The sequence below is a fragment of the Halodesulfurarchaeum formicicum genome, from assembly GCF_001886955.1.
Taxonomy (GTDB): domain Archaea; phylum Halobacteriota; class Halobacteria; order Halobacteriales; family Halobacteriaceae; genus Halodesulfurarchaeum; species Halodesulfurarchaeum formicicum.
In genome coordinates this window covers 1,550,828-1,571,734 of the sequence record NZ_CP016804.1, presented here as the reverse complement: position 1 = coordinate 1,571,734, position 20,907 = coordinate 1,550,828, and the positions used below count along the sequence as shown (strand labels likewise).

At 62.7% G+C, this 20,907-nt stretch carries 18 protein-coding genes; 4 read left to right on the top strand and 14 right to left on the bottom strand.

Annotated elements, in window-relative coordinates:
* The first annotated feature begins 114 nt into the window (after positions 1 to 114).
* The 3 genes from nrfD (at position 115) to HSR6_RS08115 (ending at position 3,405) form a co-directional block, all read left to right on the top strand.
* The gene (gene nrfD, locus HSR6_RS08125) at positions 115 to 1,110 is read left to right on the top strand and encodes an NrfD/PsrC family molybdoenzyme membrane anchor subunit (RefSeq protein WP_070365402.1); all 996 of its coding nucleotides are present in this window, start codon (positions 115 to 117) and stop codon (positions 1,108 to 1,110) included.
* Between the two features lie 6 nt (positions 1,111 to 1,116).
* A complete protein-coding gene (locus tag HSR6_RS08120; RefSeq protein WP_070365401.1) occupies positions 1,117 to 2,208 on the top strand; it encodes a 4Fe-4S ferredoxin N-terminal domain-containing protein in 1,092 nt (363 codons plus the stop codon).
* A gap of 204 nt (positions 2,209 to 2,412) precedes the next feature.
* The gene (locus HSR6_RS08115) at positions 2,413 to 3,405 is read left to right on the top strand and encodes a hypothetical protein (RefSeq protein ID WP_083258890.1); all 993 of its coding nucleotides are present in this window, start codon (positions 2,413 to 2,415) and stop codon (positions 3,403 to 3,405) included.
* A gap of 11 nt (positions 3,406 to 3,416) precedes the next feature.
* Here the strand turns inward: HSR6_RS08115 and HSR6_RS08110 are convergent, their stop codons facing one another.
* The 12 genes from HSR6_RS08110 to HSR6_RS08055 all read right to left on the bottom strand — a co-directional run bounded on the left by HSR6_RS08110 (position 3,417) and on the right by HSR6_RS08055 (position 13,009).
* Positions 3,417 to 3,899 (bottom strand): CoxG family protein, encoded by a 483-nt coding sequence (locus HSR6_RS08110; protein ID WP_070365400.1) that lies wholly within the window; start codon positions 3,897 to 3,899, stop codon positions 3,417 to 3,419.
* 19 nt (positions 3,900 to 3,918) lie between these two features.
* Entirely contained in the window at positions 3,919 to 4,686 is a 768-nt protein-coding gene (locus tag HSR6_RS08105; RefSeq protein WP_070365399.1) for an ABC transporter permease, read from the bottom strand.
* Positions 4,683 to 5,525, bottom strand: coding sequence for an ABC transporter ATP-binding protein (locus HSR6_RS08100; RefSeq protein WP_199399059.1), 843 nt, complete (start codon positions 5,523 to 5,525; stop codon positions 4,683 to 4,685). Before HSR6_RS08100 ends, HSR6_RS08105 begins: the two co-directional genes overlap by 4 nt.
* An 8-nt stretch (positions 5,526 to 5,533) precedes the next feature.
* A complete protein-coding gene (locus HSR6_RS08095; RefSeq protein ID WP_071933305.1) occupies positions 5,534 to 6,721 on the bottom strand; it encodes an ABC transporter substrate-binding protein in 1,188 nt (395 codons plus the stop codon).
* A gap of 128 nt (positions 6,722 to 6,849) precedes the next feature.
* Entirely contained in the window at positions 6,850 to 7,524 is a 675-nt protein-coding gene (locus tag HSR6_RS08090) for an O-methyltransferase (protein WP_233488535.1), read from the bottom strand.
* 50 nt (positions 7,525 to 7,574) lie between these two features.
* Positions 7,575 to 8,351, bottom strand: coding sequence for an ABC transporter permease (locus tag HSR6_RS08085; RefSeq protein WP_070365396.1), 777 nt, complete (start codon positions 8,349 to 8,351; stop codon positions 7,575 to 7,577).
* Between the two features lie 3 nt (positions 8,352 to 8,354).
* Positions 8,355 to 9,788: a hypothetical protein gene (locus tag HSR6_RS08080; protein WP_071933303.1), complete on the bottom strand. Its 1,434-nt coding sequence runs from the start codon at positions 9,786 to 9,788 to the stop codon at positions 8,355 to 8,357.
* A 73-nt stretch (positions 9,789 to 9,861) separates the two neighbouring features.
* Entirely contained in the window at positions 9,862 to 10,233 is a 372-nt protein-coding gene (locus tag HSR6_RS08075) for a helix-turn-helix domain-containing protein (protein WP_070365394.1), read from the bottom strand.
* 162 nt (positions 10,234 to 10,395) lie between these two features.
* The gene (locus HSR6_RS08070) at positions 10,396 to 11,076 is read right to left on the bottom strand and encodes a helix-turn-helix domain-containing protein (RefSeq protein ID WP_071933302.1); all 681 of its coding nucleotides are present in this window, start codon (positions 11,074 to 11,076) and stop codon (positions 10,396 to 10,398) included.
* A gap of 100 nt (positions 11,077 to 11,176) precedes the next feature.
* Complete coding sequence (locus HSR6_RS08065; protein WP_071933301.1) at positions 11,177 to 11,848, bottom strand: helix-turn-helix domain-containing protein; 672 nt, start codon at positions 11,846 to 11,848, stop codon at positions 11,177 to 11,179.
* Positions 11,849 to 11,972: 124 nt separating this feature from the next.
* On the bottom strand, positions 11,973 to 12,461 hold the full coding sequence (locus HSR6_RS08060) for a hypothetical protein (RefSeq protein WP_071933300.1): 489 nt from the start codon (positions 12,459 to 12,461) through the stop codon (positions 11,973 to 11,975).
* Entirely contained in the window at positions 12,461 to 13,009 is a 549-nt protein-coding gene (locus tag HSR6_RS08055; RefSeq protein ID WP_071933299.1) for a DUF7342 family protein, read from the bottom strand. Before HSR6_RS08055 ends, HSR6_RS08060 begins: the two co-directional genes overlap by 1 nt.
* Positions 13,010 to 13,331: 322 nt before the next feature.
* Between HSR6_RS08055 and HSR6_RS08050 the strand changes: the two genes are divergently transcribed.
* Positions 13,332 to 16,016, top strand: a complete 2,685-nt coding sequence (locus HSR6_RS08050; protein WP_071933298.1) for a BGTF surface domain-containing protein — start codon at positions 13,332 to 13,334, stop codon at positions 16,014 to 16,016.
* 667 nt (positions 16,017 to 16,683) lie between these two features.
* Here the strand turns inward: HSR6_RS08050 and HSR6_RS08045 are convergent.
* The gene (locus HSR6_RS08045) at positions 16,684 to 19,128 is read right to left on the bottom strand and encodes an efflux RND transporter permease subunit (protein WP_071933297.1); all 2,445 of its coding nucleotides are present in this window, start codon (positions 19,126 to 19,128) and stop codon (positions 16,684 to 16,686) included.
* A gap of 3 nt (positions 19,129 to 19,131) precedes the next feature.
* On the bottom strand, positions 19,132 to 20,751 hold the full coding sequence (locus tag HSR6_RS08040) for a COG1361 S-layer family protein (RefSeq protein ID WP_071933296.1): 1,620 nt from the start codon (positions 20,749 to 20,751) through the stop codon (positions 19,132 to 19,134).
* Positions 20,752 to 20,907: the final 156 nt, after the last annotated feature.

Below are 20,907 nucleotides of genomic sequence, written 5' to 3'. Positions count from 1 at the left end.
GACCACCCCTATGCCCGACCGTAAACTACCAGTGGATATGGATTCGACCGTCTCGTTCACACACACGAGTACCGCACATCCCGGTTGTCCCCGGGCGTACGCGGAGGGATATCCATGGTAAATCCGCTCCTGCCCGCCGAGTTCTGGGGGCTTTCGATCGGGATCTATCTGTTCCTGGGCGGCCTGGCCGGCGGGGCGTACGTCGCCGGGGCCGTCGCCGACCTCCTCAGTACCAGACACCCGGAACGTCGGGACTCCTACTTCGCCACGGCCCGCTGGAGCATGGTGATCGCGGTCGGGGCGATCGCCGTCGGTGGGGTCTTGCTGGTCTCACACCTCGGCGAACCGCTGAACGTGCTGAAGTTCTGGCTGTTCACGAACTCCCAGTCCTGGATGACGATCGGGATCTGGGTCATCGTCCTGTTCACGCTCCTCGCCTTCGTGCAGGCTCTCTGGCTGGGCTTCGGTCGCGAGAACGGCTTTGCGGTGACCCTCGGACCGATCGACACCCTCGCCAGGGTAACTCGCCCCTCCGAACCGGTTCGACGGGGAATCACCGCCTTCGGAATCGCCATCGGCATCCTGCTGGCGGTCTACACGGCACTGCTGATCAGCGCGGTCGGGGCGGTCGTTCCGCTGTGGGACCCGACCTGGCTCCCGCTTCTGTTCCTGACCAGTAGCCTCTCGATCGGCATCGCGGCCGTCTTCGGGTTAACCACCCTGACACAGGGCATCATCGAAACTGGCGTGGAGACGTTCAGCCTCGCCGACGACGCGATCATCCTCGCCGAGATGGGTGTGCTCGCGGTCCTGCTGGTGACACTGCAGAACGGCAACTCGACCGCCGTCGAAACCGTCCAGTACATCATGCAGGACGGCTGGCTCCTGTTCTGGGGCGGCGTGGTCGGTGTCGGACTGGTGGCGCCACTGGTCCTCTCGGCGGCCCTGATCCTCGTCGAGCGGCGGGTCGACCTCCACGGGAACGCGAAAACCCTGCGCCGGGTCCGTGGGGCCTACGTCCTCAAGTTCGGCCTCGTGGTCGTCGGTGGCCTCCTGCTTCGGCTCACGATCATCTTCGGCGCGCTGAACGTGCCGATCATCGGTGCGTGATAACTCATGACTGACAAGATAGACACAGACGACATCGACGACGTGGTCGGGGACATCCTCGCGGACGTCGACGCAGACGAGACACTCGGGAAACAGATGGCCACGGACGCCCGCCGGGTCTCGGCGGGTGAACTCTCCCGGGCCGAATTCGAGGACCGGTACGCCGAGGACGTGGCCGAGGAGTTCGGCACGGACCTCACCGGCGGCACGGCCGGCGCTTCGATGCCGGGTACCCCCTCGGTCATGGACCAGGCCTCGCGGCGATCCGTGCTGAAAGCCGCCGGTGTGGCCGCTGTGGGAGCCGCGGCCGTGGGCGCGGGCGTGTCTTCGAACAACGCCGCTGCGCAGTCCGATTCGGGCAGTTCCGTCCAGCGCGGGATGGTGCTGGACACGGAAACCTGCATCAAGTGTCTCTCCTGTGTGGAGGCCTGCAAGGAGGAGAACCACACGCCGGAGGGCCACTTCTGGATGGAGGTCCACCGCTATCAGCGGGCCGACGAGGAGTACGATGGGCCCACGGACTGTGACTCCCTGCAGCGACCCTGTCAGCACTGTGAGGACGCCCCGTGTATCGAGGTCTGTCCGAACAACTCCCGGTTCAAGACCGAGAACGGCCGGACGGTCTGTGATTATGACACCTGTCTGGGCTGCAAGTACTGTGAGGTCGCCTGCCCGTATCACGTGAACTCGTTTGTCGGGACCGGCGTCCCCGAGTACCTGGACGGCCCGTTCGAGGGCCAGCGCCGGGACGCGGAGGGCCACTGGCTCGCCGGTACGCCGCCGGAGGGCTCCTGCAGCAAGTGTACCTTCTGCATCCACCGCGAGTGGGACGACGAACTCCGCGGTACGACCGCCTGTGAGGAGGCCTGTCCGGTCGACGCGATTCACTTCGGGGACCTCAACGACCCCGAGAGCGCGCCGAACCAGTACCTCGAAGACTACGACGAGTCCGAGACGTTCAAGGCCCGTTCGGAGGTCTCGGATCCGAACGTGATCTACGTCGGCGACGAGCCGGAAGGGGTCGAAGTCGAACCGGTCCCGGGCCCGACCACACACCAGGACCTCGGCCTGGAGGAGTCCGAACCGACAGGGCACTGACCGCGGCTGCACGCTTTTCTGGCACGCATGCGGGTACGTCCCGGGGTGGCCGGACCAATCCGAGAGTGTGACGTGCAACTCGCCGCTCGAAATCGCTCGTTCGGTATTTCACGCCTTCTATTGCCGAAATTTCTGACCCCTACTTAATGACCTAAATTGTGCTCATGAACCCCTTTTGAAGTAGGGTTGGTAGGAGAAATTGCAATGGAACCTGATAGAAACGCGCGCATCGGATCTAACCTCTCGCGCCGGAAGTTCGTCGCTGGAACGGCCGCCGGTTTCGCGACGGTCAGTCTCGCCGGCTGTACGGACGGCAACGGCGAACCGACCACCACTGCGGAACCCGAGCCGGAAGACTACGTCGTCACCGACGACATCATCGTCAGTTCGTCGTACGTTCCGGAGAACGCCGGCTTCGCACAGGCCTGTTCGCCCTCCCGGATGTTCGTGCCGGGCATGCACCCGGTCTTCAAGATCGGTGTATACGATCCCGAAACGGGCGAGATCCTGGGGAACGACGAACTCGAATCGGTCGTCGTCAACATCGATGGGCACGGCTCGGTCGAGCTGGCCTGGAGTGGGGACGACGAGGAACATCCCGCTGACGAGTGGAGTGGGAGCTGGGCCATCCCCGAGGATGTCTCCCCCGGGACGATCACCTACACCGTCGAGGTCACCGACGGCGACGCCGAGTTCCAGCGGGTCGGCATTCTGGAGAGCTCCTTTACGGTTATCGAGTACACCGATCCGCGGAACTACGTCATCACTGATGACGTCTACGCTGGCTCGGCGGGGATGGACGGCTACGGCGACAACGAGTTCATCTCCTCGTGTCAGCCGAGTCGACAGTTCGCGCCCGGGATGATGGTCGGCTTCGACATCGGCGTCTACGAGGGACGGACCGGGAACCCGGTCGGGCCAGCCGACGGCGACCAGGAGGACGTCATCGCGGGCATCGAGTCCGCGACGATTACTATCGACGGCTTCGGCGAGACCCTCGACCTGGAATGGGCCGGCATTGACGACGAGGGCGAGCCCACCGAGGATCTCAACTGGAACGCGACCTTCTACATCCCCGAGGACGCCGAGTCGGGCAGTTACACGTACACCGTCGAACTCGTGCCCGCCGACGACGATGTTAGCTCCGGCGAGGTCGGGGCCACTGCCCACGTCGCCAACGAGTTCACGGTCGTGTAAGCCACTCGGCCTCAGTCCACTTCGACCCGCGATTTTACGTTCTCGAAGTATCGATCGACGTCGCCCTCGATGAACTTCTTCAGGAGTCGAGCACCGAGGCTAGCGACGCCGCCGGTGTAGAACAGTTCGGCCGCGTAGGAGAGATCGACTTCGCCGGTTTCGGTCTCCTGCATCTCCATCGCCGCGAGCACGTCGAAGGTACTGCCGGTCGTGGCGTCAAAGGCCTCCCCCTCCGCGATGATCCAGTCCGGTTCGTCCATCTCGACGAGTTCGAACTCCCCGTCGAGCGAGACCGAGACGTGGCCGATCCCACGCTCGATCTCGAGGGCATAGCGCCGTTCTGTGTGTCTGGTGACATTTTTGGCCCCCGGAACCACGTCCGCGAGGTTCTGGGCATCGGAGATGAACTCCCAGAGGGTCTGTTTGTCCGTATCGGCTCGCACGGTGTCCGTGAATTCGAGACTCGATCGATCGTCGTCTGTGTCGGGTGTCATGGATGTGTTGGGTCGTGTTTTATTGCTGCTGCCAGGGAGTGAGCCAGTCGCCGATCTCCTCCGGTCCGTGGACGAAGACCAGGCCGAGCACGTTGATCGAGAACAGGGCCACGTACAGCTCCAGGATCTTGAACTGCTGCCAGGACGTCCAGATCACATAGCCCAGGCCGCTGTCCGCCGCGACCATCTCGATGATGACCAGGAGGACCACGGCGATGCCGAGCCCGAGACTCAACCCGCTCGCGACCTGTGGGAGAATGCTGGGCAGGACGACCTCCCGGTAGATGGCCACGCGACCGGCCCCGTTGTCCCTCGCCGCGGCGATGTACTGGTCTTCGATCTGTGTCACGGCGTCCATGGTGTTGATCGTCACCAGGAGAAACACCGCGAGTGCCATCGTGAGGATCCGGGCCGTCTCGCTCACGCCGAAGATCGAGAACATCACCGGCAGGATGGCGATCTTCGGGAGCGGGTAGAGCACACTGAGATGCGGGTCGAGAATCGCCCGTACGCCGCCGTTTCGACCGGCGAGCAGTCCCATCGTCACTCCACTCGCCGTTCCCAGCAGCCCGCCGAGGAGGACCCGCCGGAGGCTCGCGAGGAGATGGGTCAGAAAGTCCCCGTGAACGTACAGTTCGACGGCCAGCCCGAGAACGGCCGTGGGCGGCGGGAAGAAACGCGCATCGATCACGCCGCCACGCGCACCGGCCTCCCAGACGACCCCCAGCGCTACAAACGGCCCCAGCAACAACAGGAGCCGGCTGCTAGAGCGTCGAGCGGCCGTCATTCCTGGCCTGCCGTGTCGTTGACGACCGTATCGAGGATCGACCAGACACGGTTCTGGAGCGCCTCGAACCGGGCGAAATCGAGGGTTTCCCTGGTCCGTGGTCGATCGAGGTCGACATCAATTACCTCGGCGATCTGTCCCGGCCGGTCGGTCATGACCCCGAGCCGATCGCCCAGGCGGACGGCCTCCTCGATGTCGTGGGTGACATACACCACTGTCTTCGGCCGTTCGCGCCACAACCGGATCAGCTCCGCCTGGAGCCCTCGTTTGGTCTGGGCGTCCAGATCACCGAAGGGCTCGTCCATCAGCAGGACCTCCGGATCGTTGGCGAAGGCCCGGGCGATGTCCACCCGCTGTTTCATGCCGCCCGATAGCTGATGGGGGTAGGCGTCCTCGAACCCGTCGAGGTTCACCTTTCGAATGTACTCCCGGGCGATCTCCCGGCGCTTCTGAGTCGGCACGTCCCGCATCTTGAGCCCGAATGCCACGTTCTCCAGCACCGTCTTCCAGGGGAAGATCCCCTTCTCCTGAAAGACGAGCCGGGACTTGGGGCGGTCAGCCGCGGACTCCTCGATCTCGATCGTGCCGGTGTCGGGTTCGAGTAGTCCACTGAGTCCCCTGAGAAACGTGGATTTCCCACAGCCGGAGGGCCCGAGCAGACAGAAGAACTCCCGGTCCCGGACCGAGAGCTCCATCCCGTCGAGGGCCTGGACGGTCGTGCCGTTGGACTGGTAGGCCATCGTCAGACCTTCGACACGAATACGGACCTGTTCGGCCGGTTTCGGCTGGGCCGTAGCCGGGGTCGGTCCGTCGCTGTGGGCGCTCTCGGGTGGGATCATCGGGCAGGTTAACAGCTCGAATCGGTGGGGAACTCACTCGGGGTTCGGCGCTCGCCCACGGGTGGATAGGGGGCCAGTGCGTTCTCGCCCCACTGTTCGATCGTCTCCACGTCGGGCCTGGCGGCCTCATCATCGAGTCGGCCGACCGTATCGAGGGCCGACTCCAGGAACGTCTCGTCGATCACGTCCTCGACGGGCACCGTCTCCTCGACGTTGCCCCGACAGGCGTAGAACGCCTGCTGGTTCTCGACGCTGTCGGCGTTGAGGTGGCCGTTCTTGTGTGGGAGGGAGGGGATCGAGGCCTGGATGGCCGCCTTGGGCAGGTCGAACGCCTCGCTGACGATCGTCGCGACCTCCTCGCTCGGGAACCCGCCGAGTTCGTAGTACTCTCGGACGCCTTCGAGGTACGCCTCGACCCAGCGAGTCGCCACCTCGGGGCGCTCCTCGACAAATGGGCCGCCGAACAGGTAGGCCCCGATCTGCATCCGTGGGGCGACCATGGAGGCATAGCCCAGTTGGGTCGCGTCCGCCTGGTCGGCGACCTGCAGCCCCAACGGGTCCGGAATCGCGCAGGCGTCGATCTGTCCCTCGGCCATCGTCACGGGCATGTTGGTATAGAGGACCTCGGTGGTCGAGACGTCCGCCCAGGTCATGTCGTTCAGCGCGAGGATCCGGCCCCAGACATACGAGTCGACGTTGCCCGAGCCGTGCAGGCCGATCGTCAACCCCCCGGGCAGGTCGTAGATCGAGTCGGTGTCCGGAACGGCTGCCGAACGCGCCCAGATTCGGTTCGCCGAGGGCTGGCCCGGCCAGTACTGGGTCTGGTCCGCGACGACCCGGATGTCGATGTCCTGGGCCACGGAGTTGAAGAGACTGGCCCCGATCGAGCCGGTGGCGACGTCCAGATCGCCGCTTGCAAGTTGTGGGGTCGCCTTCGGGGCACTCTGGATCCGCTTGACTTCGAGTTCGATATTTCGGTCCTCGAAGTAGCCGCGATCGCGGGCGATCAGCACTTCTGCCACGGCTGGGATCGTGAGCGTGCCGAAGGTGACTTTCTCGGGGCCGCCATCGACCGCGCCGAGACAGCCGCCGAGGGCTGTCGCGGTGGCGACCCCGGCACTGGCGAGGTACGCCCGTCGCGAGAGTCCCTGGCTCTTCCGCTTGTTATCGACTGATTCCGATACGGGTCCGTCCATGCCAGTGGGTAGTCTCCCCGTGACCGAAACGATCCACCTGCATTTTCCAGCCTTTTTTCCACGCCCCCACTTCAAGAACAGCCATTTGCTCGGGTCGCTTTAAGGTGGATCTTCGGGTGCCCGATGGGCTACTCGTCCCCGATTTCGCCGCCGTGACGGCTAACGGCCACTCCGCCACCGATCGGGAGCAGTTGGGTCTGGAACCGTGGCTCCGTGCGGACCGCCTGGAGGAACTCGAAAACGCCGCGCGTGTGCGCGTTGGTATCGGCTGAAAGCGTTCCGTTCTGCAGGCCCGCCAGAAGCGGTTCCGTCTCGATGATCGCTGCGGTCATGACGTTGTCCGCCACGAGGAGCCCACCCGTTGAGAGGCGATCGGCCACGGTCTCGAACGCCGCCGGATACTCGTCGTTTTTGTGATCGAGCAGGACCAGGTCGAAGTCCCCCGTCGTTCGCTCGAAAATCGACCGGGCATCGCCCTGCTCGAACCGGATCGACGCCCGAAACTCGCCCCGTTCCACGAACTCTCTCGCGAGGTCCAACTCGTCCTGATCGCGTTCGGTCAACACGAGTTCGCCCGAGCCATCGAGGGCCCGAGCCAGCCAGTAAGCCGAATAGCCAAAGCCCGACCCGAATTCGAAGACCCGGTCGATTCCGGGGCGACTGGCCAGTTGGTGGAGCCATCCGCCGACGGTGTGGCCCACGGTCGGGAACGAGGCTTCGCCGGGGAACCGGTCCCCGCGTTCCTCGGCCAGGGCTGTCATCTCTTCCTGGACCGCATCCGGCTCGGGAGCAAACGTTTGCACGAACTGTTCACTGTGGGTTGGCAGGATCTGGATTCGAGGTGCGGCCATGGTCAGGGGTTGATAATGGTGTGATCCCCCATCCGGTCCCAGGGGATGAGCCGAGTCCGCAGTGTTGCCAGGCCGTCCGTGACCAGGACCCCGATGGCCCCGATAACGACCAGGGTGGCATAGAGGTCCGGCAGGACCGAGGCCTGCCAGGAGATCCAGAGCACGTATCCCAGGCCGTCGGTTCCGGCGACGAACTCCACGGCCGTGACGATCAACAGGGACATGCTCAGCCCGAGTCGGAGTCCGACGAACACGAGCGGGAGGGCTCCCGGAAGCCACACTTCCCGGAGCTGGGCCAGTCGGGATCTGGCGCCGTTGTCCCTGGCTACTTCGAGGTAGACCGGGTCGATGGCCTTCGCGCCGTTGCGTGCGTTCCAGACGATCAGGATAAAGGAGCCGACCGCGCCCGTAAACACCAGCGCGGCCTCCGTACTCCCCATGACGAGGATGAGAAGCGGGAAGAGCGCGATGACCGGGAGCGCGAAGATCGCGGAGATCACCGGCGAGAGGACGGCCCGAATCCGCTTGTTGGCGGCCATCGCGAACCCGATCGGGATGCCAAAGAGCGCGGAACTTCCGGCCGCCAGGCCCGTCCGCCTCAGAGTCGCATAGACGTGCCCGCGGAAGTTCGCCTCCGTGAGGAGATGGAGTGTTCGCTGCCCGATTTCTATCGGTGGCGGGACGAAGGTCGGATCGAGGAGGCCGGCACTGACTGCTCCCTGCCAGAGGACAATGGGAAGGGCAAGCGAGAGCGTGCGAGTCAGCTTCGGCCCGACCATCGGTTATTCGGTGATCTCGATTGTCATGTGTAGCCCCGGGAGCGGCCGGATCGGGTGGTTGTCGAGATAGGAGAGGTGTGGTGTCAACTCGAAGTTGGGCTCGTCGTCTTTCACGTCGAAGAAGCTGGGGTAGACGTCGATGAAGTGATAGCCCGGCTGGCCGCTGGCGGTGATCTCGGTCTTTGCGGTCCGGGCCTCGAGCCCACAGACATAGCCGATGGGCTTGTTGTCATAGACGAAGTAGTAGGCGTTCTCGTAGGTCGGCCACCCGATGCCGCCGAGTTCGATCTCGATCGTCTCGCCCTGTTCGGCGGTCTGTGGGCTCACCTCCAGGATGTCCGCCTGCATCATGAAGCCGGTCGTGGCGACGGACCGGTCGTCGATCTTCGCGGCGATCGGCCTGGTCGAGCCCTTGTCCTGTGGGATGGTGATCTCCTCCTGGAAGCGGCCGTCTTCATCGGTGGTGACGGTGGGCAACACTTCGGGCAGTGGCTCGGGTCGGATCGGGATGTCCTTGACCCGGTGCCCGGAATGTGAGTGCCAGACCAGTTCGACGTCGGTGTTCGCGGGGAAGTCCGTGCCCGTGATGACCGCGTCGGTGCCCGGCTGGCCGGACTGGGGCGTGATGTCGATCGTGGCGTCGTGTTCGACCTCGGGGTCGGGGACGTGTACCTGGAGTGGGGACTCGTCGAACAGTTCCTCGACCCAGTAGCCGCCGAGTTCGGAGTCCGGTTCCGTGACCTCGACGTCGAACTGGTACTGGCGGCCGGCGGCGACCTCGCCGAACGGGGACTGGGTGTTGTTCTGCATGAACGGCACGCCGCGATAGTTGCGCCAGACCTGGATCTGGTGGCTCCCCACGGGGCCGGCCGCACGGATGCGAGCCGTGGCCGTGCCGTGATTTTTCACGCCGGTGATGAACCCGACCATGCCGTTGTCCCAGGTGAGCTGGTAGTTGTTCTCGACGACGTTCGGGCCGATGCCGTATCCCGTGACGGTGAAAAAGCCGCCGAGCGGGGCTTCGGTCTCCTCGATTTCGAAGTGCGGACGGATGCGAACGGCGGCCGTCGCGATCGCCTCGTCGTCGCCGTTCCGGACCTCGATCGTGTGCTCTCCGCCGTAGTCTTTGGGGACCGTCCACTCCTCGGAGAACTTCCCCTGGTCGTCGGTCTGGGCCGTGAGCGCGTGGATGGTCCGGGGGCGATACTGGGCCCCGTTGACCTCGTTGCCCTGCAGGACCCCCCACTTTCCCTCGACGGTCCGCCAGAACACGTCGAGTTCCGCGTCTGGGGGGAGGTTGAGCCCCCGAATCGTGATCGTGTCGTGTACGTAGGCCTCCTCGTCGCTGAGGATGAGGGTGCCACTCGCGCCCTGATTGGCCTCGCGGCGCTCCGAAAGCCGGTTTTTGACGTCACTGGATAGGCCGTCGTCTCCCATGACTCGAATGCCGCGACCGTCGGCGAAAGGGATTCGTCTGAAATATGCAGGGTTTTAGGCGAGCCGCGACTCGCTACTTCGATTTTCGCGTGTGGACGTCTTTGGTCCCCAGTATTGCGGGGATGATTTTGGATTCTGCCGCCCGGAGTCGCTGGGAGACCGCGGACTTCGAGATCCCCAGGTCCGCGGCGATCTCCTCGAGGTGGCCCCCGCGGGGCGAGGTGTAGTGCCCCTTCTCGTGAGCGACCCGCAGCGCCTCCCACTGTTTTTTCGTCAGATTGCCGACCTCGATCGTGAGCGGATGTGAGTGCTCGTTTTCGGGGTCGACGATCGTGATCGTCTCGATGTCTGATTCCATCGACCCGTAGGCCTGGATCACCTTCCGCAGGGCTGCCCGATCCGCGATTCGAAAGGTCACGTAGAGCGGTGGGTCACTATCCGACATGTGGACCACCGGTGCGAAGGATCGCCGGGTGGGTTCGCCGGGCTCTGTTCGGTCCCCCACCCGCCCGACGCGTCCTGGCCGTCCACCACTTCGGGCACATACTGGGACCGACGGGTCTCTGGCCCCTGTAGTTTAACCTGTACTTTCCTCCGCTTCAAACCGTCACTGGCCCGAAAGCTGGCCGACGAGTTTGCGGGCCAGCCGGGATTCGACGGCCTTGAGCCGCTGAGAGATCGCCGACTTCGAGACGTCCAGTCGGTCGGCCAGCACCTCCAGGTCGGCCTGGCGCGGGGAGTCGTAGTACCCAGTCTCCACGGCGACCTCCAGGGCTTCGAGTTGCTTCTCGGTGATCTCGGAGGTGTCGATCCGGATCGAGCCGCCCGAGTCGGGGGCGGACTGGGTGATGCTGTTGACACTCACCGTGGAGCCGGTGGCCCGGAGCCGACTGATGAGATCTCGAAGCGTCTCCCGGTCCGGAATCTGGACGGTGACGATGACCTTCTGCCGGTTGGTCCGCTCGAAGGTCGGGATGCAGTCGACCTGGTGGAACTGGAGACAGAAACAGCCGGGGGTGATCGCCGCGCGCATGAACTGGCTCTCACCCTCGTTCCCGTCCGCGGCCATGGCGGTGTTGCAGGTCCCGTGGTCGTGGGTCCCCTGACACGAGTTCTCCGAGCAGTCCGATTCGAAGGTGAGGTTCTGTTCGAGGGAGTCGACCTCCTCGGTCCCCTCGAATAGCGGGCACTCCATCTCCTGTTCGGGTTCGATGGCCAGGGTGGCGACGAGTGGCGGACCGGTCGACGATTCGCCGGAAACCGCGGTGTGGGTGTGTTGGGAGGACATATTTGCAGAGGGTTGTGAATACCGTGGGACCTGTCAAATATGTCTACACTATCCAGTTATTTAAGTGGGTTTCCGATTTCTACAACCATGGAATTGGGGGCTACTGACCCGCGGAGGCCCTGGAAAAGGCCCCGGTCACAAGCTTGGATTCGGCGGCTTTCAGCCGCTGGCTGAGTGCCGACTTCGAGATGTCCAGGCGGTCGGCCAACTCGCCCAGCGAGACCTCCCGGGGGGTCTCGTAGTAACCCGCCGCGACTGCCGCGGTGATCGCCTGGCGCTGTTTCTGGGTGAGTTCGTAGAGATCGAGGGTGACGAACTTCTGGCGGTCCCGCTCGTCCTGGGTGTCAACGCGCTTGAGTCGTCGGACCGAGACGCTCTCGACGGCCGCCCGGAGGTCCCCGATCAGGTCGCTGAGTCGCTCGCGATCGGTGAGGTAGGTCTTCATGAGGACCGTCGAGCCGTCGCTCTCGGTGACCTGGGGGACACAGCCGTACTTCACGAAGACCGGGCAGGCACAGTCGGGTTGGATCTGTGTTTCGATGTGTTCGACCGTGGTGCACTCGTGGGGACAGGAACAGTAGGAGTCGGTCATCTTCGCGTCCAGGTGACAGCGCTTCTGGCCGACCTGGTGGCGCACGTCGACGATGGACTCCTCGAACCGGCAGAGCGGACAGGGGTGTGTGTCGGCGAGTTCGACGTCGAGTTCGACGAAGAGCCGCTGGGTGCTGCGATCACCCTGGGCCCGGGTCGCTCCCGCGACGTCGTTTGCCATCACCCAATCTTCATTTCCGTTTCCTTAATGTTCGATGGGTTTTCCCACAAACCTGGAACGACTGCAAGAGCGCGGTGTGGTGGGACCTGGGATGACACCGCGATTGTGCGCACCGACACCGCACTCAGCCCTCACCGTAGCGCATTTCGAGTCGCGTGCTCAATCGGCCGTCAACGATCTCCCAGACGAGGCCGATCGGGTTCGTGTATTCGGGTTCGAAGGGGTAGTAAACGTAGTCCTCGTCAGGTGAGTCCCGCTCCTGGTAGTGGTCCAGGCCGTCGACGTGGTCGTTTTCGTGACGATGCCACCCACAATCGAATCCCGAGCTATCGTGGTAGTGAATTCGATACCAGTATGCATCACTGTCGGGCTGGGGCCACCAGTTCAGCGTCACGGTGGCAGCAGCGACATCGAGGATTCCGTCCCCGTAGATGTTCGGATCCAGTTCACCCACGAGTTCTTCGTCGACACCGGTTGTGCTTGACTCGAATCGAACGTTCGTGGTCCCTGGGATCTTTCGCAGGTTGGTCGCCATCGCGGTCAGTGCCCGCTCGCGGGTCCCCCCGATTGGATGGTCGAAGGGATTCCGGCCGGGTGTCGGTGGGGCCGGCATTACGCTATCGCCCGTTCTCGGCTGAACTCGTCGTAGCGCTCCAGGGCCTCTTCGAGGACGTCGAGTCGGTGGACCAGGGTCTCCCACTCGGCGGCCGCTTGCTTGTACTCGCGGACCGTCTCACCGCTGGTGTCTGCCTCGGTTGCCCGCAGCCGCAGTTCGGCCGGCGTTTCGACCCCATAGCGGGTTTTGGTCGTCGCGATCTGGTCCTGGGTCGTCGCGATCCGATCCATGAGCGTGTCCCGATCGAACTGTTCGACGTACTGGGCGACCGCCGTGAACCGTCGGTATGCGCGATCGAGTTGGTACTTCGTGACGCCGCGGGCTTCAGTCGTCGCGACAACTCCCAGGGTGGTCAGGCTGGCGAGGTGGTCACGAGCGGTCTGTTCCGCGACGGCCGCTTCCTCGGCCACCCACGCCGCAGTTCGGGGCTGATCGAGCGTGAGTGCGATTTCGATCACACGATCGATCGCCTTGGTCTGGGCCGTCCACTCCTCGCTGCCTGGCGGGGAACCAGATGTCTCGCGCGCGCCCGTGACTTCTTTCATGCTCACCATGTCGGATCCGATTTGATATTGGTCGCCCGAGACTAATTATCTTTGGATGGGAATGAAATAGTTGAGTTCCACGAGTCGGGGTTTCGAGTTGGGGTAACGAACTCGTTTTCCATCACTCTCACCCGCCTGGCTCCAGACGCCCGCGACAGGCCCGCAGCGGTCCGTGTGAACCGTTGCCAGACCGAGACGGCCACACAAAGCATTTATAGCAGTCTTGCCTTTGTTCGATTACCCCTACCCACTCCCACAGCTGACCGGGAGCCGTTCGCATGGAAACATGCAGACGGGAAATCAGTCAGCACGAACGATAATCATGACAAGCAATAACGGAAAACTCCGCGCCCTCTTCCTTGCGGCGCTGATGGTGCTCTCCATTACGGTGGGCAGTATCGCGTTTGCAGGTGGAGCGGCTGCGGCAGTTCAAGGTGACAATGGCGGCGCAGAAGTTGTCACCGTCACGGATGGCACAGCAAGCCAAAATGTCACATTTAATGTGACGAATGGCACAGATATAGTAGCTGATGGCGGTAACGTTGTCAACATTTCATTCACTGAAACCAATGGCATCAGCTTCGACGGCGCTACTGCTTCTGCAACATTGACAAACGCATCTGGAAACGAAGTTTCCGCAATCAACGCGGAAGTTGTCAATGATTACGGGGCAGACGACGTGAACGCTGTCAACATTACGATTACTGAAAATAGCCTCAACGCCTCGAACTACGAAGATGGCGATGAACTTCAGGTTGACGTCACTCTAACCGGCCTTGGTGTCTCGGACGCCGAGCACGGTGACGCGACGTATACGCTCACGAACGATGCGTACGATGTGAGCGACCTGGAGCTTGACTTCACCGTCGCAGACGACAGTGCCCAGGGAACCCAGTACCTTGGTCAGTACCTGAGTGCCGCCACTAACAACCTTGTCGCTGCGGACACTGAACTTCGTAGTGTTGATGACGGAGAGGTCGGCAATCTTGAACAGGTTCTCACAGTCTTTAGCGATCAGACTTCCGTTGATACTTCTGACCTGGCAGCTGGCCAGTACGTCATCACGGACAACGCGAGCGGTACCGAAATCGGCTCTGATGACGTGCGGTTCGAGCTGGTCCAACAGGACCTTGATGCCGAGTGGGACGAGGAGAGCATCGAAAACGAGGGCGACGATACGGAGACCTTCGTTGAACTCTCATCTTCGCTCCGGAACGACTACAATGTGATTGTGTCGGCAGATAACCTCGACCACGAGGATCTGACTGACATCTTCACTGAAGACACTAGCTCCCCCTATGCGTCCGAGGATGACGATGAGATCGTGATCGAGGACGCAGACGGTGAAATTAGCGCAGACTTCGACGGTATCAGCACCGGTAGCTACTCGTTCAACTTCGAGGTTGTCGACAGCACCGCCTCTGCTTCCGCATCGATTGATGTTGAGGAGGAGGCAACTGGCGAACTTGGCCTCGACGAGACTTCGGTCACTCAGCAGCAGGGTGACGTTGCATACATCCCGGTCACATTCCAGGACACGGAGACGGGTCAACTGGTCATCGGTGATGTCTCAGACAATAACTACCAGGCAAACATCTCGATCGACAGCGGTGGCGAAGACCTCGTGACCGTGGCCTTCAACACGATGGAGGCAGGCAACGACACGATCGGTGACGCTGTCTGGATTGCGGACGACGACACGGACGCTGAAATTACGGACGAAAGCGAAATTGTCGCCGGCGATGACGACAAGTTCGCTGATGTGCTGGACACCGGTGACTACCAGCTGAGCGTCAAGTCTGGTGAATCTGGCACGAACGGTGCGAACACAATTGACCAGTCCGATAACGTGGGGACGCTCTGGATCGAAGAGCGCTCGACGGATTCGATGAATGTGTGGACTGCGTCCAGCAGCAACGCTGGTGACATTGAGACGATCGATGACGTTACCACTGCGGTCGAAGACGGTCAGCTGACTCAGACCGAGACGGTCGCGATGGATGACGAAGTCGTCCTCGAAATCAGCGCAAGCGGTCTGAACGGCTTCATGCTTGACTCGTCCTTCGAGGATGGAGTTGTTACGGATGAGTTCTACACTGCGCTGCAGGGAGCAGAGAACGAAACGTTCAACATTACGTTTGAGCAGGCAGCACCGGGTGCGAACCGGGATGCTGAGACTCTGAACCTCGCAGACCTCGACAAAGAGGACCTTACGGTCTTCTATGACGAGAGCGGTGACAACTACTACGTCCTGGTCAATCAGGTGGACCTTGCGGACAGCGATAACGCAGATCATCTGAGCACTCTCGAGGACGAGGAAGAGTACGAAGTCAGCTTCGACGTTCAGGATGACTGGCTCCTGCAGTACGCTGCAGACTACAGTGGTCCTGACACGTACGACGGTGACGAGGACTCCCTCGAAGACGAGTACGAGACGGTTACGGCCTCGGTCACGTTCGAGGACATCACGGCGTCCTTTGACCTGACGGATGTCGAGGGTACGGATTACATTGTCGTGGAAGCTGCAGAGGAGCAGGAGATCACCGGAACTACCAACATCGCGCCGGGTAGTGAAGTGACAATCCGTGCCTCCGGCACGGGTGACGCTCGCTTCGTCGAAGAGAAGACCGAACTCGTCGTCGCGGAGGACGGCAGCTTCGCTGGCACGTTCGACTTCAGCGAGCAGTCTGATGGCGACGAATTCGAAGCTTCGCTCCGCGGTGACCTGCTGAACGATGACGACGGCGACAACTTCGCCGCTGATGGTCTCGTCCAGGAGGCGCAGCCGGCCGACACCACGACTGAGGAACCGGCCGACACCACGACTGAGGAGCCGGCCGACACGACGACCACGACTGAGGAACCCGCCGACACGACCACGGAGGCTCCGGCCGACACGACGACCGAAGCCCCCACGGAAACCCCGACTGAGACGCCCGGCTTCACCATGGGCCTGGCTCTCGTCGCACTGCTCGGCGCTGCGCTCCTCGCGCTCCGCCGCAACTAAGTAAGTAAAAACGACTGACCGGCGTTACCGGTCACTTCGACCTCCAACCCTGGGGGTCGAATTACCCCTACCCAACTTTTCATTTTTCACGCCCGATCAGCGACAGCTGTGGCACCCGATGATTTGACTGCGTTCCTCGCTATCAACTCGGGCTGCTGGGCCAGCGCTACCCCGCGAGCGTCTGCGGTACTGATCACGAATACGAAGCAGTCGGTCAATTCCGAATGGGTAGCGCGATGAAACACAACCGGATCGCTCCGTGACGAATCGGTGGTGGGCTTTGCCTGCCGTCTCCATTGATCGCGAACCCCCATGAACAACCGGCTACCCCCCAGCACATTTCTTCTCGCCGTCCGGAGGCCTCGAAACCAAGCGATCGAATCACGAGACGTGCACCGTCGTCGTGAGTTTGGTGGGAGCTCTCTCTCGTGAAGCCAATCGAACTCCGAAGCCCCCAACAAAGACGGGCTACTCGCGACCACCCCTCCCAAGAGTACGACCGTGACCGACCACACTGCAACGCGTTTGATCGAACCCACAGCAACGAGGCCGCGGCTTGTAGACACGAACCCAACTCGTAATGGGACGGGCTCGGCCATGCGAGCCAGGATCTCGTACCAATTCACGTCCGACAGAAAAGCCCACCAGCCGCGAACGCCCCAGGGAGCTAGACCGCGTAGCCGTCCCAGCGAGCGTAGGCCTGCACGGCCGGCGGCAGGACGATCACCGAGGCCGCAAAGGAGTAGAACACGCTCAGGGCCATCAGGAAGCCGAAGTCACCCAGCACGGGCGAGATCGCGAACGCGAGTGCGCCCGTCCCGAGCGAGGTCGTCGCCATGCTCCCCGCGAGTGCGCCGCCGGTCCCGGTGAGCGTGGTCAGCAGTGCCTCCTGCGTGTCGGTTCCGTCGCCGACCTCGTCCACGTAGCGATGGATCACGTGCACCGAATAGGCGATTCCGACCCCCATCGCGATCGAGAGGATCGTCGCGGTGACGGCGTTCAGCGCCATGTCCAGGGCCCGCATCGTGGCCAGCAACACCACGACGGCCACGACGATCGGGAAGACGTTGATGACCCCGAGCATCGGCCGCCCTTCGAGCAGCCAGTACACGACGATCAGGAAGGCCCCGGAGAGGACGATCGCCAGGATGAGACTCTGGATGGAGGACTCGAAGACGATGTCCGCGATCGCCCCGAAGACGATGGTGTCGCCCGTGGCCGTCGCCGAGAACCGGAAGTCATCGGCGAGTTGCGTCCCGTCCGTTTCGATCTCGTTCTGGGTCGCGTCGGCATCGACCGCATACGAGATGGTGGCACCGCGCCGGTCCTCGGTCAGGTACTCCGACGCGCGATCGCTGTATGGCGAGTCCTCGAGTTCGTCGTAGATCCGTTCGAGGTTTCGATCCGGCACGCCGTTCCCGTCGATGTCGTTGCGGGCCACGAGTTTGGCAAACGCCGGATTGGCCTGGGCGTAGGATTGGATGACGGTCACGATGCTCCGGCTGTCTGCCTCCCCGTTGGGGCCGACCGCGAAGGCGTCCGGTGGGTCCGCGTTGGGTTCGACCAGCGCTTCGAGGGCGTAGTCCGCGTCGAGTGGCCCTTCGACGTACACCATCACCGATTCGCTCTCCGCGGTCGCAAAGCGATCCTCGATGAGGTTCGTGGTCTCGGTCATCGTGTACTCGCTGGGGGCGAGTCCGGCGGGGAGGTTCTCGACGTAGTCCGGCTGGTCTTCCGGCGGGAGGAAGTCCTCGGTCTCGAAGGTGTTGTCGACGCCAGCCCCGTAGGCGGTGGCCCCGGCGGTCAAAAGCAGGATCACGAGGACCACCGCCACCGGGGCCCGGTTGCTGATCCGTGCCGGGACGGCGAGAATACGCCCCAGCGCCGACTCGTCACTGCTGATGGGGGTGTTGTCGAACTCCGGGAAATCGAATCGCTCCCGGAGCCGATCCGACTCGATCTTGGCGGCCGGGAGGAACACCCCGAAGATGAAGAAGGTGAACAGGATCCCGACGCCGGCCGCAAATCCCATCCGCTGGATCGGGACCAGGTCCGAGGACATGTTGGCCCCGAATCCGAAGAGGGTCGTCACGGCGACGATGACAAAGGCGACGAGGAGCTGTCCCAGTGCGACCCGCATCGATGGAAGATGGTCCCGCCCGATCGCGGTTTCCTCGCGATAGCGGTTGATGATGTGGATGCCGAAATCCACTCCCACGGCGAGTAGCAGCACCGGGACCGTGATCATCGTCAGGTCGAATGGCACGTCTGCGAACCCGAGGAAGCCAAACGTCCAGACGATGGTCATCCCGAGGGCGATCAACCCGAGTACCATGTCGATCGGGTCGCGGTAGGCGACCGCGAGAAAGCCGAGGATGAGCAACACGACGATCGGCATCACGATCGCAAGCGAGTCGTTGATGACGTTGTTCATCTCGGACTCGATGAGCCCGTCACCGATGACGAAGATCGTCGCGCTGCTGTCCTGGGCCATCGACTGGATCGACGTCTGAATGGACTGGATCTCGTCGGCCCGTTCGGGTGGCGTGTGGGTGATGACGGTTATCGCCGCGGAAGCGGTCCCCTCACGGGGGTTGAGATCCGTGCTCAGTGTTCGCTCGATGGTGGGCTGTTCGACGACCGCCTTGACGGCCTGTTCGTACTGTGTCTCGCTGGCTCGCTCGATGGCTCGTCGCTGCTCGGCGGGTGTCTCCGCGCTCGGATCGATCGCCTGGGCGATGGCGGTAGCGGGGCCCTGTGCAGCGTCCATGTACAGGTCCTCCCGCTGGTCGATCGTTTCCAGCAGGAGCAACATTTCCTGGGTGGAAGACCGTGAAAGGACGTTGTCCCCTTTCTGTACCAACTGGGTGGACTCCGAGTCGGTCTCGAATGGCCCCTGGAACTCGGCCTCGATGCTATCGAGGGCCTCCTGTTCGGGCACCCCTTCGGTGAACGAGTCGAGTTGATCGGAGCCGCCCATCGTCACCTGTCCCATCCCGAGACTGAAGACGGCGGTCACCAGCAGAAACCCGGCAATAACGGCTCCCGGTCGGTCGACGACGGTGTCGACGACCGTTTGCACCGCCGAGTCGATCCGCTCGCTGGCCGCCATCGGTCACCCCCTCCAGTACCAGAGGCCCCCGATCACGAGCACGAGGAGCAGGCCGACGAGAGCGATCTGCATCCACCCGATCCCCGTGTCCTCGGCCGTCGTGACAGTGATCGGGACGGTCACGGTATTTGAGATCTTCGAAGTGCCGTCCGCATCCTCGTACTTGACGTGGAAGTCAGCCGGATGGACCTTCGGAACCGCCTCGCCCGTGGCGCTCAATTCGAGGGTGACAGTGCGTGACGCTCCGGGCGAGAGCGAGCCGATGTATCCCTCGTCGTCTGCGCTATCGAGTGGATCGTCCACGAAGAGTTTCACGTCGACGTTGGTGACCTCCTCGTCGAGTTGGTTGGTGACCGTCGCCTCGATGGTGCGCTCTTCCCCGGCCTGGATGGTTTCGTCTTCGACCACGACATCGAACTGGTCGCGGCGCTCGTCGACAGCAGCTGCTGCGTTCACGTCCTTGTAGGCCCGTTTTTCGTTGTCCGCGTTGCGGTACGTGACCGCGAGGTTCAGGGAGTGGGTGATTGCCTTCCCGCTCGTGGTGACCTCGAGGGGCAGGACGAAGTCAGTAGACGCTCCAGGTTCGAGATCACCAACTGCAATCTTGGTCTCGACGGGGATGATCGAGGTGGTCGACTCCTCGGCGTACTGGACGACGACATCCTGGACCGGTTCCGGACCCGTGTTGGTCACGGTTCCTCGAAGTTCGCCCTCCTCACCGATCCGAAGTGTCGACTCGGTGGTTTCGACATCGAAGGTCTGTTCGGGGAGCGGTTTCACACCCACGGATAATCCTTCGTGGACCCCGGGCAATCCGTCCGGATCCGTGTACTGGACCGTCCCAGCGAGCGAGAACTCTCGAAGGCTCGTCTCCGGCGGGACGGTCACGTCGTACTCGAGGGTCGCGTTCTCGCCTGGCTTGAGTGTATCGACACGGCTCGTGTCGGCCTGGGCCTGTCCGAACAGGAACTTCCCACTTGCGGATTCCAGTGCCAGCCGAACGTCCTCGGCCGTCTGTGATCCCGTATTAGCAAGCGTTACGGCCATCGACCCCCGGTCGCCGATCCGAACGTCGGTGGTGGCGTTCTCGATCGAGAAGCGTGGCGCGTCGTCGACCTCGACTTCGACGGTTCGGGTGACCTGTTCGGTGTCTTCATCGACCCGTGTACTGCCGATCCAGACAATATCAGTGTAGGAGTATTCGAGATCGACATCGATCTCGTAGGTTCCTGGCTCCGTCCCTTCGGGCACCTTGAGGGTTAGTGGCACGTCACGTGGTTTGTTCGTCGTAATCGTTCCAACGGCCATTTCACCGCCCTGCACCTCGAGCGGGCCCTCGGCCTCCATGTCGACCCGAACGTTTCGGGCCGAGGTTACTATCTCCTGGTACTCCGCGGTTCCCCATTCCATCTCTCCGTCGTTGGATATCTGGAGGTCGATCTGGGACCGCTCGCCGGGCATGACGGTGTCCTGGGGCAGGTGGACGTCGAGATCCGGTTCCCCCTGGGCGGTCCCGGCAGCCGTTGCCGTCTGAGCGGCGCCGACCCCGGCCATCGCGACCGTTCCCGAGGCGATCAGCAGGACCGACAGTAGCAACGCGAGCCCCGACTGGCGGGAACTCATCGGCCTGGTGTCACCTCGATTGGGGCGCCTGATCTATCTCGATCCAACCGTCGCTGCACTGCGAGGCGGGTGCGACCAGTCGTTTGCCGGTTCATGGCTCGAAATAGGAATTCAAAAATACAAAATGTTTTTGTTCACAAGTTCGTAGCAAGTCCA